The sequence below is a fragment of the Streptomyces sp. NPDC101227 genome, assembly GCF_044767545.1.
Lineage (GTDB): Bacteria > Actinomycetota > Actinomycetes > Streptomycetales > Streptomycetaceae > Streptomyces.
On sequence record NZ_JBIWOD010000016.1, the window covers coordinates 1 to 11,551 of the forward strand.

Below are 11,551 nucleotides of genomic sequence, written 5' to 3' on the forward strand. Positions count from 1 at the left end.
GGTAGATGTCGCAATCCCCACCGAGCCAGAAGGCCCTCACCTCGTTCAAGCACCCAGCGCGCGTGTCACCAACGTGCCGGGACAGCACACCTAGGGCCTGTCCGATGGGTCAGGCCCTACGCGTCATCCTCCGCGAGCCGGGCCGGGAAACCGCCCTTGGCGAGGGGCCCCCACCGCAGCGGGGTGACCCGGATCAGCGACTTGCCCTGCTTGCGCATCGCCGCCCGGTACTCGTCCCAGTCCGGATGCTCACCGGCGATATTGCGGTAGTACTCCACCAGCGGCTCGACCGAATCCGGCGCATCGATGACCTCGGCCTCCCCGTCGATCTGCACCCACGGGCCGTTCCACTCGTCGCTCAGCACGATGACACTGACCGACGACACCCGCCGGGCGTTACGGACCTTGGCGCGCTCCGGATACGTCGACATCACCAGCCGCCCGGAGTCGTCCACCCCGCAGGTCAGCGGCGAGCCCTGCGGGCTGCCGTCGGAGCGGCGGGTGAGCAGGATCGCGCGGTGGCGGGGGCGGACGAACTCCAGCAACTCGGGCAGCTCGACACGGGTGGTGGAGGCGATGGAAGGGCTCATACGGGCGAGCGTAGGCCGTGCAGCGCGCTCCGGGGCGAATCCCGGTGCCGGCGCCGGCCCGCTCACCCGGCCGGCAGCTCCTTGCCGGTGGCCGCGTCGACCACCTTGCGGCCGCCCAGTGCCCGGTCCAGCGTCAGCTTCACCTTGTCGGTGGCCAGCTGTTCCGTGCACATTCCCTTGGCGCTCTTCTTCTTGCCCCAGCCGGAGACCACCACGAGCCCCTTCGACTCGTACTTCCGCGCACCGAAGCGGACATCGCAGGCGCTGTGCCCGACGGTCACGGTGATCTCCCGCGCCCCGCCGTCCTTGGCGTGCTCGGCGGAGACCAGCGGCAGCACCGCCTCGTGCCGGCCCTTGACCGGCGCGACCTTCGGCCAGTCCCGCACTATCCGGTCCGCCCGCGTCTCGAAGGCGTCCCGCTTCTTCGGCGGGTCCGCCGCCACTCGTTGGGTGTCCTTGCCGCAGCCGGTCAGCGCGACGGCAGCGGCCGCCGCCATCGCGAGCGCGGCGGCGAGCGTACGGCGTGGGGTGATCGTTCCTCGCATGACATGCCTCCTCGGGTCACGCCTGTGACGTGGCGGGCGGGAGCCGGGTTCCGTCAGCCGTGCGCGCAATCCGCCCACAGCGCAAACAGGGCGGCGGGCGGCGGCCGGGTGGTTAGCGTCGCCGGCATGGACCCACTGCGCGAAATCGCCTCGCACGTCTGGCAACTCCCCTTCCCCGTCGGGCACGTGCACATCGTGGCCCTCCCCGACGACGGCTACGCACTGGTCGATACGGGCATCCTCGGATCCGCCCCCGCCGTCCTCGACGCACTCGCGCGGCTCGGCGGCCGCCCGCGCGATCTGCGGGAGATCGTGCTCACCCACTCCCATCTGGACCACACCGGCTCGGCGGCCGACCTCGTCGCCGCCACCGGCGCCCGCGTCCTGGCCGGCGCCTTGGACGCCCCGTACATCCGCGGCACCGCCCGCGAACCCCGCCCCGTCCTCACCCCGGCCGAACGCCCCCTGCACGACGGCAACATGGCCCGCTTGGCCGCCGACGGGGTCCAGCTCCCGCCCCCGGTCCGGGTGGACACCGAACTCCACGACGGCGACACCCTCCCCGAATGGCCCGAACCGGTCCACGTCCTGCACGTCCCCGGCCACACCCCCGGCAGCATCGCCCTCCACCTCCCGCAAAGCCGCCTGCTCTTCCCCGGAGACACCATCGGCGCCGACCCGGACGGCCGACGGGCGGTCCTGGGCCCGTTCAACGTCGACCGGGAGACGGCCATCGCCTCGTTCCGCCGGCTGGCCGCCCTGGAGGACGTCGACACGGTGTGCGTACCGCACGGGGGGCCGATCGTCGGCGATGCGCGGGCGGTGCTGGGGGCGGCCACGCCGGAGACGGACTGGCTGTGACGGACCGGATTTCAGCGGGCATCCGCGCGGGGCGACCCGCCGTCGACGTGGCGCTGACCGTACGTCGCACGGCAGTTGGCGCGCGGGCCCGGCGCGGCGGGACGGACCCCCTCGTGGTCTGCGCGCCCTCACCGGGCGTGCGCAGGCGCCTCCCGTGCCCTGAGGCGTGGTGCACGCGACGCACGAGGAGCCGTGACGGCCCCGCCGTCACCCCGACTCGCGCGCCACCACCTGAAAGCCGCCGAGCCGGTGCCTGGCGGGCTCGGTGTCCGGTTCCCGGATCAGCCGGTCGACCAGCTCGGCGATCCGTCCCGGCGGGATGATCTCGGTCCGTACGGTCGTCAGCCGGGGCCGCAGCAGCCGCCCCAGCAGCAGATCGTCGGCCCCGATCACGGCGATGGCCCCGGGGTCGTCGGCGCCGATGGCGTGGCCCGCGTCCTGAAGGGCGCGCATCAGCAGCATCGCGTACTCGTCGTTGTACGCGAACACCGCGTCCAGCCCCAAGTCGGGCCACTGTGCGGCGAGTTGGGCGGCGGACTCTTCGGTGAGGGCCAGTTCGAAGGGGCGCACCTCGGTGCCGGGGCAGGCCGCGGCCGCGGCGCGTACGCCCGCCAGACGGGGGTCGGCGAAGCGCGCGAGGCCGGGCTCGGCGGGGCGGATCACGCCGATTCGGCGGCGGCCGCGGGCGAGCAGATGGGCGCCCGCCTGCAGGCCCGCCTCGTGCTGGTCCAGCAGGAGGGTGTGGGCGCCGGGGGTGAGGGACGGGCCGTGGGTGAGGACGGCGGCGGTGCCGGAGCGGCGCAGCAGCGTGACGGCGGCGGCGTCCAGCGGCGGGCCGTGCAAGGTCAGTACGGCGGCGGGCCGGAGTTCGGCCCAGGCGCGGGCGGCCGCCAGGGGGGAGGCGGCGGGGGCGCCGTGCAGGACGCCGGTGTAGCCGAGGTCGTGCAGCGCGCTCTGGAAGCCGGCCAGGAAAGAGGTGAAGAGGGAGCCGAAGGCGGGGACCGTGTCGGCGGGGGCGGCCAGGAGGACGATGCTGCCCCGGCCGGCGCGCAGGCTGCGGGCGGCGGCGTGCGGGACGTATCCCAGCTCCTCGGCGGCGGCCCGGACCCTGGCCTGGGTACGGGCGCCGACGCGGCCGGCGGCCTGGCCGTTGAGGACGTAGGAGACCGTCGCGCGGGACACCCCGGCGCGGCGGGCAACGGCCGCACTGGTCGGGGGCGTTGGGGCGGCGGGGTCGGCCTGGGTTCCGGCTGCGTCAGTCATGCTGCTGGGCATCCTCGCACAGGGGTTTGTGTACGGCGCGGCGCGCCCCCAGGACGTACAAGGAATTCCCTTACACGTGTAACCTCGACGCATGCTGCTGCACACTCAGGAGTGGGGTACCGGTGACCGGACCGCGGTGCTGGTGCACGGAATGATGTCGGATCACCGCACCTGGCGCCGGGTCGGTCCGGCCCTCGCGGACCTGGGCTATCGCGTCATCGGCGTCGATCTGCGCGGCCACGGCCGCAGTCCGCGCGGCGACTACGGCGCGGAGCTGTTCGCCGAGGACCTGGTGGACACCCTCCCGGCCGGAGTGGAGCTCGCCATCGGGCATTCGCTGGGCGGGCTCGCGCTGTCCCTGGCGGCCGAGCGGCTGCGGCCGCGGCGCGCGGTCTACAGCGATCCGGCCTGGTCGCTGGGCGGCACCGGACAGGTCGTGGACCCCGCCGTCTTCCTGAGCTTCAAACGCGCCACCCGCGAGACGGTACGCGGCTTCAACCCCCGCTGGGACGACGCCGACATCGACCTCGAGCTGGCCACGGTCGCCGCCTGGGACGCCGGCACCGCCCTCGCCCTCTCCGGCGCCCACCTGGTGGACCGCACCCCCGAACGCCCCGTCGTGCCGTCCCTGGTGCAGATCGCGGGGGAGGGCTTCCTCTTCACCGAGGAAGCCGCCAAGGAACTGCGCACCCGCGGCTTCGAGGTCCGTACGGTCACGGGCGCCGGCCACACCATCCACCGCGATGACTTCGAGGGGTTCATGGCGGGGCTGGAGGGCTGGCTCTAGGCGCTCGGTCGGGGCGTGCGGGCCGGGGGGGGGGGGGGGGCCGCCCCGCCGCCGGCCCGTCGGCCGCTTCTTCGCGGCGGTCAACCGCTCGCCGGGCCCGTCACGGTGTGCCGACGCGCGGCCCGCGGCGGGCCCGGAGCCGGACGGCCGCGCGGAGGGCGAGGAAGACCAGCACGCCGATGGGGGAGAGCAGTATGGTCAGCACCAGCAGCGGCCCCATCACCAGCGGATGGATCTTCAGCGCGCGGGCCTCGCGGTACATCCACTGCCCCAGGAACAGATCCCAGGCGATCACCTGGGCCCAGATCGCGCCCGCCCCGCCGTCGAGCCGCAGCAGTTCCTGGAACCCCGCCAGATCGGGGTGGCTGACGGCGGCCCACAGCTGGGGGAACACCGGTACGGCCAGGGCGAGATAGACCGCGATGACCGGCACCATCGGGAGCGGCGAGGCCGCGATCCGGTCGGTCCAGCGCCACCCCGGCGCCAGGATCAGCAGCGCCCAGAACGGTGCCGCGAGGTAGAAGGCCAGCTCGAAGAGGGTGCTGTGGCTCATGCCGTGAACTCCGGTGCGGTGGTGGCGGGGGACGGGGCGGGGTCGCTCGTGTGCGGGGGAGCGGGCGGGCCGCCGGGGGCGTCGCCGGCCGGGCGTCGCAGCGCCGCGAAGGTGCCGACGGTGGTGGCCGCGACGATGACGCCCAGCGCGCCGAGCGTCGCCCCGTCCGGGTGGATCAGCGCCTGGCCGCGCAGCGCCTGCCAGGTCACCAGCGCCACCAGCGCAGCCGTGAAGCCGGCCACGACCAGCACCAGGCGCAGCCGCACCCGCTCGCTCCGCAGCCGGGGGAGCCGGCCGGCCAGCGCCTCGATCCCGTACAGGAACAGGGGCAGCGCCTGGAGGGCGTGCATGCCGACGAAGTGCGGGATGCGCAGATCGCCGCCGGTGGTGTTCCAGCCGGTCAGCGGCATGGACGGGCCGCCGTCGGGAACGCCGACGCTGTGCGCGCCGATGGCCGTGCGCAGCGCGCCCGCTGCCTGCTGCTCCGGGGTGGGCGACAGCATCAGCCCGCCGAGCAGCAGCCCGACCAGCGCGAGCAGCAGCCCCAGGCGGATCGCCCAGGTCGCGGCCCGGTCGCCGAGGTGGGCGCGGAACAGCAGGAGCGCGATGACCAGGGTGCCCACCCACAGGACCACGATGGTCAGCCCCATGACGACGAACAGGGCCCGGTCCATCGGGGTTTCGATGTTGAAGTGGCTGCGCCGGCCGCGGATGGTCTGTCCGGTGATGACCGCCATCTCGACGACTCCGGCCGCCACGACGGTGTGGGAGGCCCACATACCGACCCGGCTCGGGGTCGCGCGCCGGGCCAGCATCCAGGCGAGCGTCAGCCCGTAGGCGGCGAACGAGACCGCGAACTTGAACGGCTTGAACCAGATCGGCGCGCCCACCAGGACCCGGTCGTCGACGATCAGGCCGATCGCCGCGACGACGGCGAGCGCGGCCATCGCCCAGGAGAAAGCGAGCAGCGAGCGATATCTGGACATACGGGTCCCCCACACGGAATGGATAGCGGAAGTATGGATAGCAGCGCGTGTCGCTATCCGATAGTTGGACTATCCATCATGGAGGGGTGGTCTGGCAAGGCCGGAAGCAGGCAGGGACGGACCGCGCGCCGGCGCACCGCGCAGGCCGGCGGGCAGGGGAACCGGCCGGGGAACTCGTGGGCGTGGACGCGCAGTTCGCGGCGCTCCCGCGGATCAGGCCCGCCGGGCGTCCGCGGCCGTGGCGCAGATTGACAGCCGGCGACGAGCCGCCGATCCGGCGCGAGGCGGACCCGGACGGGCGTTTGCCCGACGCCCTCTCAGGTGTCGCAGTCCAGCAGCGTCTTGCACAGCCCGCACCGCGCCTGGAGCCGGCCGCGCACCGGGACGCGGATGCGCTGGTGGCAGGCGGGGCAGGGGAACGACACCCGGAGCGGGGCGGGGCCCTCGAAGAGGTAGCCGTCGGGAGACTCGCGGCCCGGGCCGGGGCGGTCGGCGGCCCGGGCCAGGCGGCGGTCCTTGGCGTAGCGGAGGCGGGCGAGCCGGCCGGCGGCGGCCAGGGGCGGGCGGCGGGCGTCCTGGCGGGCCCGCGCCGCGCCCGCGGTGTAGGCGTCGTACGCCTGCGGGCTGGTGAACCACGGCGCGGGGTCCTCGCCGAAGAACTCCGCCCGCTTGGCGAGGACGTAGCCGAACTCCTCAGGCGTCAGATAGCCGAGCTTCTGGGAGAACGGGCCGTGCTCGCGGTACGCGTCCAGCAGCAGCCAGCCCGCGCCGAGGTAGGTGGTGGCGGTGTCGGTGAGGATCTCGTTGTCGCGGGTGCCGGGGAAGGAGAGGTCCAGGCGGTGCAGGGCGACATGCATCACCTCGTGGGCGAGGGCGGCGCCGATGTCCGTGCGGTGCGTCTTGAAGCGTTCGTTGAGCTCGATGAAGTACTCGGGCCCGGCGGTGAGTTCGACGTTCGCGGCGTGTTCCATCTCGCGGAAGGAGACGATGACCCGGGCGTCGGGGAGGTGGAGCTGACGGACCATGGCGCGGGCCACCCGTTGCGCTCCCAGGTGAATGTCCTCGGCATCGTCGAAGGCGACGTCGACGGGCAGCACGCTGGTGTCGAAGGTGCTGACGGTGTCGTACGAAAGGCGCCTGAACAGCGCCGTGACGGCCGAGCGCACCGTGTCGAGATGCGGAAATCCATGCTTGATCTCGCTGCCGCCCGCTGTCACCCGGCCACTGTACGGGCGACCGGGTTCGTCCGGTATGGGCCGAACGAGGCATGTGCAGTACGGGAGTTGGCCGGAAAGTGGCCGGATGCGCACCCTTGTCCTCGGATCCCACTCTCCACATAATCACAGGGCGCTTTGCGGACTCATCCCCCACTGGGTCCGGACGCCTAGCGGCGTGCCGTCTTCTCCCGCGTATGTTCCGCGGCGGCCACGTCCGGCTCCGGTGGTTGGCATGGGCTCGTCATCGACGTGCAACCCCCCACGAAAGGAAGCCCGTTGCGCACCCACCTGAAGCACCTCAAGAGAACCACCGCCGTCGGCGCGGTCGCCCTCGCCGCCTTCAGCCTCCAGCCCGCCTCCGCCTCCGCCGCAGGACCCACCCCCCAGCCCAGCGGCAGCCACACCAAGGTCGTCGGCGGCACCAAGGCCGACCAGGGCGAATTCCCCTTCATGGTCCGCCTCTCGATGGGCTGCGGCGGCGCGCTCTACACCAAGAACATCGTGCTCACCGCCGCGCACTGCGTCGACGGCAGCGGCCCCAACACCTCCATCACCGCCACCGCCGGCGTGGTCGACCTGCAGGACTCGAAGGCGATCACGGCCAAGTCCACCGAGGTCCTCCAGGCCCCCGGCTACAACGGCAAGGGCAAGGACTGGGCGCTCATCAAGCTCGACAAGGCGATAGACCTGCCCACCCTGAAGATCGCCCAGGACGACAAGCTCAACAACGGCGACTTCACCATCGCCGGCTGGGGCGCCGACAAGGAAGGCGGCGACCAGCAGCGTTACCTCCTCAAGGCGACCGTCCCGTTCGTCGACGACGCCGCCTGCAAGAAGGCCTACGGCGACCAGCTGACGCCCGGCGACGAGATCTGCGCCGGCAAGCTGGACACCGGCGGCGTCGACACCTGCCAGGGCGACTCCGGCGGCCCGATGTTCCGCAAGGACGACGCCGGCGAGTGGCTCCAGGTCGGCATCGTCTCCTGGGGCGAGGGCTGCGCACGGCCCGGCAAGCCCGGTGTCTACAGCGAGGTGAGCACCTTCGCCAAGGACATCAAGGCCGGCGCCGACAAGCTCGGCGGCTGACCACACGCACCATCGCAGGGCCCGGGGACGCCGCTCCCCGGGCCCTGCGCCGTTCCGCCAGCCGTTCCGTCAGCAGCTCCGTGAGCCATGCCCACGCCCCCCGTTGGTCCGTCCGTCACCGCTCGGTTGCGGGCCGACCGCACCGCAGGTCGGACGAGGCCATGCCGATCAGCGTGGTCGCCGCCGCCCGTCTCCCTCACCATCGAACGGGGCCTGCGCGACGCGCTGCCCGCCGAGCCGGCCGCGGCCGGCTACCGCATCGCGCGGGAGGCCCTGACCAACGTCCGCAAGCACGCCGCGGACGCCACCGCCGTACGCATCCGGCTGCGCGCCGTCCCCGACGGCGTCGAACTGCGCATCGCCAACGGCGGCGGCACCCCCGCCCGCCTCCCCACAACCTCCGCCGACGGCCGCTTCGGCCTGGCCGGGCTCACCGACCGGGCCCCTGACACACCCGCCCGTTAGTCCAACACCTCTCCCCCCTTTGTCCATAGGCGCCCGCCCCGCCCGCGCAGCACGCTGTCCCGCGACAGGCAGTGCCGGTGCGAAGGAGGACAGCGCGCGTGAACGAACAGCCAGGGGTCAGCCGCAGAACGGTCGTCGCCGCCACCGCGCTCGCCGGGGCCGCCACCGCCCTTCCCCTCGGGGCGGCCCCGGCCACCGCCGCACCCCGCCCCGCCGACGCCGTACTGCGCTCCGACGCCCTCGAGGTCCGCGTCGACACCGCCTTCCCCCGCATCGTCTCCTACACCGACCGCGGCACCGGCCACGTCCTGCACGGCCAGGAAACCCCCGTCACCCAGGTCCTCATCGACGGCACCGCCCACACCCCCCACGTCACCCACCGGGCCCGCGCCGACCGCGCCGCCTACACCCTCGCCTTCGACGGCGGCACCCGCATCACCGCCGAGATAGCCGTCGAAGGCCGGCAGGTCACCTGGCGGGTCACCGGCATCACCGACACCGCCGCGCTGCGCATCGGCACCCTCCAGATCCCCGGGCTGGCGCTGCTGAGCGTCCGCAGCGACCAGCCCGGCGCCACCCTGCTGGCCGCCCGCATCGACCTGGACAAGGCCAAGAGCGGCGACACCCTGGTGCAGGTCACCGCGGACACCCCCGCGGACGCGGCGCCCACCGGCTGCGCCTACGCCGTCGTCGCCACCGACCAGCTGGCCGCCGGAATCGAGACCAACACCGTCTACGACAAGCCGACCGGCGCCACCACCTGGGAGAACGGCCGGCTGTGGCGGCAGACCCTGCGCGGCGACGGCTTCGTCAAGGCCCAGCTGGTCCCCGGCCAGTGGACCCACCGGGCGGCCGGACAGCCCACCCCCACCGCCACCGACCCGCTGCCCTACGCCACCGTCATCGTCACCGGCGACCGCAACGGCGACGGCCGCACCGACTGGCAGGACGCCGCCATCGCGCTGCGCGACATCATGGTCATGCCGCTCGGCGCCGACGAACAGCATCTACGGGTCGTCCCGCACATCCCGTTCAACTTCGCCAGCCAGGCCACCAACCCGTTCCTCGCCACCCTCGACGACGTCAAGCGGATCAGTCTGGCCACCGACGGGCTGCGGCAGTTCACCCTCCTCAAGGGCTACCAGTCCGAAGGCCACGACTCCGCCCACCCCGACTACGGCGGCAACTACAACGCCCGCGCCGGCGGCCTCGCCGACCTCAACACCCTGCTGCGCGCCGGAAAGAAATGGGGCAGCGACTTCGCCGTCCACGTCAACGCCACCGAGTCCTACCCGGTCGCGCACGCCTTCTCCGAGACGCTCGTCGACAAAAGCAACAAGCAGTGGGACTGGCTCGACCAGTCCTACCGCATCGACGCCCGCCGCGATCTGGTCTCCGGTGACATCGCCCGCCGCTTCGCGCAGCTGCGCGCCGAGACCGACCCCGCCCTGACCACGGTCTATATCGACGTCTTCCGCGAATCCGGCTGGAACTCCGACCGCCTCCAGCGCCATCTGCGCGACCAGGGCTGGCAGGTCACCAGCGAATGGGGCCACGGCCTGGAACGCTCCTCCCTCTGGTCGCACTGGGCGAACGAGACCGACTACGGCCCCGACACCTCCCGCGGCATCAACTCCCGGCTGATCCGCTTCCTGCGCAACCACCACAAGGACGTCTTCGCCGACAAATGGCCGACGCTGCTGGGCGCCGGACGGATGGGCAACTTCGAGGGCTGGACCGGCAAGACCGACTGGCCCGCCTTCTACCGGATCATCTGGACCGACGCGCTGCCCGCCAAATACCTCCAGGCCTATCCGATCAAGACCTGGGACGCGCACGAGATCACCTTCGAGGGCCCCACCAGGACCGCCGTCAGCGACGCCGGGGGCACCCGGAAGATCACCACCGACGGCCGCCTGGTCTACGACGACGGGGCCTACCTGCTGCCCTGGGAGCCCCGCCGCGCCACCGACCCGGACAAGCTCTACCACTACAACTCCCGCGGCGGTAAAACCAGTTGGGACCTGCCGCGCGGCTGGTCCGGCGCGGCCGCGGTCCACGCGTACCGGCTCACCGACCAGGGCCGCGCCGACGAGACCCGCATCCCGGTCAGTGGCGGCCGGATCACCCTCACCGCCCAAGCCGGCACCGCCTATGTCGTCCACCGGAGCAAGGCCCCCGCACCGGCAGACCCCGGCTGGGGCGAGGGCACGCCCCTGACCGACCCCGGCTTCCACTCCGGGACCCTGGACGGCTGGCAGGTCACCGGCCCCGCCGCCGTACGGCGCAGCGACAAGGGCGACCACGAACTGGTCATCGGCGCGGGCGCGGCCGCCACCGCCGCCCAGAAACTCACCCGGCTCGCCCCCGGCCACTACGCCGCCTCCGTACAGATCGAGGTCGGCGCCACCGCGGGGGAGCGGCGCCGGGCCGCCCTGGAGATCCGCACCGCCGACGGCGTCACCGCCGCCAACTGGACCGACACCTCCACCGCCGCCAACTACGTCGCCGCCGACCGCAAGTCCGGCACCCGCTTCCAGCGCCTGTTCACCCACTTCACCGTCCCCGAAGGCGGCGGCCCCCTCACCCTCGCCCTGACCGCGGCGGCGGGCCGGGCCCGCGTCCGCTTCGACAACGTACGCGTCGTACCCACCACGCCCACCGCCAAGAAGGGCACCCTCGTCCACGAGGACTTCGAGCACGTCCCCCAGGGCTGGGGCCCCTTCGTCAAGGGCGACGCCGGCGGCATCACCGACCCCCGCACCCACATCGCCCAGCGGCACGCCCCGTTCACCCAGCGCGGCTGGAACGGCAAGGCCGTCGACGACGTCATCGACGGCGGCCAATCCCTCAAATCACGCGGCGAGAACACCGGCCTGGTCTACCGCACCGTCCCGGGCACCGTCCGCTTCACCCCCGGCCGCCGCTACCGAGTCACCTTCCGCTACGAGAACGAGAAGCCGGACCAGTACGCCTGGATCACCGCCGTCGACGAGCCCGAGCCCCGCGAGCTGACCCGCACCCCACTGCCCGTCGCCACCCAGCCGGCCTCCCACACCTACGAGTTCACCGCACCCGCCGACGGAGAGGCCTGGGTGGGGCTGCGGAAGGTGGCGGACGACGGGACCGCGGAGTTCGTACTGGACGCGTTCGAGGTGCGCGAGCTCTGACTCACCACCCACGGCCTCCCCCACGGCC

Annotated in this window: 11 protein-coding genes; 5 read left to right on the forward strand and 6 right to left on the reverse strand. The window is 73.0% G+C overall.

The window, feature by feature from the left end:
- Positions 1–116: 116 nt before the first annotated feature.
- Both ACIRPT_RS30280 and ACIRPT_RS30285 read right to left on the reverse strand, forming a co-directional pair.
- Positions 117–590 carry a PPOX class F420-dependent oxidoreductase gene (locus tag ACIRPT_RS30280; RefSeq protein ID WP_403832780.1) on the reverse strand — a complete coding sequence of 158 codons (474 nt, stop codon included), beginning with the start codon at positions 588–590 and terminating at the stop codon, positions 117–119.
- A 62-nt stretch (positions 591–652) separates the two neighbouring features.
- A complete protein-coding gene (locus ACIRPT_RS30285; RefSeq protein WP_403832783.1) occupies positions 653–1,135 on the reverse strand; it encodes a hypothetical protein in 483 nt (160 codons plus the stop codon).
- A gap of 126 nt (positions 1,136–1,261) precedes the next feature.
- Between ACIRPT_RS30285 and ACIRPT_RS30290 the strand changes: the two genes are divergently transcribed.
- Entirely contained in the window at positions 1,262–1,996 is a 735-nt protein-coding gene (locus tag ACIRPT_RS30290; RefSeq protein ID WP_403832785.1) for an MBL fold metallo-hydrolase, read from the forward strand.
- 207 nt (positions 1,997–2,203) lie between these two features.
- Here the strand turns inward: ACIRPT_RS30290 and ACIRPT_RS30295 are convergent, their stop codons facing one another.
- A complete protein-coding gene (locus ACIRPT_RS30295) occupies positions 2,204–3,259 on the reverse strand; it encodes a LacI family DNA-binding transcriptional regulator (protein ID WP_403832787.1) in 1,056 nt (351 codons plus the stop codon).
- Between the two features lie 91 nt (positions 3,260–3,350).
- On the opposite strand from ACIRPT_RS30295, the gene ACIRPT_RS30300 reads away from it, so the two are divergent.
- Positions 3,351–4,046 carry an alpha/beta fold hydrolase gene (locus ACIRPT_RS30300; protein WP_403832790.1) on the forward strand — a complete coding sequence of 232 codons (696 nt, stop codon included), beginning with the start codon at positions 3,351–3,353 and terminating at the stop codon, positions 4,044–4,046.
- Positions 4,047–4,146: 100 nt separating this feature from the next.
- Here the strand turns inward: ACIRPT_RS30300 and ACIRPT_RS30305 are convergent, their stop codons facing one another.
- The 3 genes from ACIRPT_RS30305 to ACIRPT_RS30315 form a co-directional block, all read right to left on the reverse strand.
- Positions 4,147–4,599: an ABA4-like family protein gene (locus ACIRPT_RS30305; protein WP_403832793.1), complete on the reverse strand. Its 453-nt coding sequence runs from the start codon at positions 4,597–4,599 to the stop codon at positions 4,147–4,149.
- Entirely contained in the window at positions 4,596–5,546 is a 951-nt protein-coding gene (locus ACIRPT_RS30310) for a hypothetical protein (protein WP_403833149.1), read from the reverse strand. The genes ACIRPT_RS30305 and ACIRPT_RS30310 overlap by 4 nt, the downstream gene beginning before the upstream one ends.
- A gap of 356 nt (positions 5,547–5,902) precedes the next feature.
- Positions 5,903–6,802, reverse strand: a complete 900-nt coding sequence (locus tag ACIRPT_RS30315) for a hypothetical protein (RefSeq protein WP_403832795.1) — start codon at positions 6,800–6,802, stop codon at positions 5,903–5,905.
- A gap of 276 nt (positions 6,803–7,078) precedes the next feature.
- On the opposite strand from ACIRPT_RS30315, the gene ACIRPT_RS30320 reads away from it, so the two are divergent.
- The 3 genes from ACIRPT_RS30320 (at position 7,079) to ACIRPT_RS30330 (ending at position 11,523) form a co-directional block, all read left to right on the forward strand.
- Positions 7,079–7,888 (forward strand): S1 family peptidase, encoded by an 810-nt coding sequence (locus ACIRPT_RS30320; protein ID WP_403832798.1) that lies wholly within the window; start codon positions 7,079–7,081, stop codon positions 7,886–7,888.
- Positions 7,889–7,975: 87 nt separating this feature from the next.
- Positions 7,976–8,353 carry a hypothetical protein gene (locus tag ACIRPT_RS30325; protein ID WP_403832800.1) on the forward strand — a complete coding sequence of 126 codons (378 nt, stop codon included), beginning with the start codon at positions 7,976–7,978 and terminating at the stop codon, positions 8,351–8,353.
- 98 nt (positions 8,354–8,451) lie between these two features.
- The gene (locus tag ACIRPT_RS30330) at positions 8,452–11,523 is read left to right on the forward strand and encodes an endo-alpha-N-acetylgalactosaminidase family protein (protein ID WP_403832802.1); all 3,072 of its coding nucleotides are present in this window, start codon (positions 8,452–8,454) and stop codon (positions 11,521–11,523) included.
- Positions 11,524–11,551: the final 28 nt, after the last annotated feature.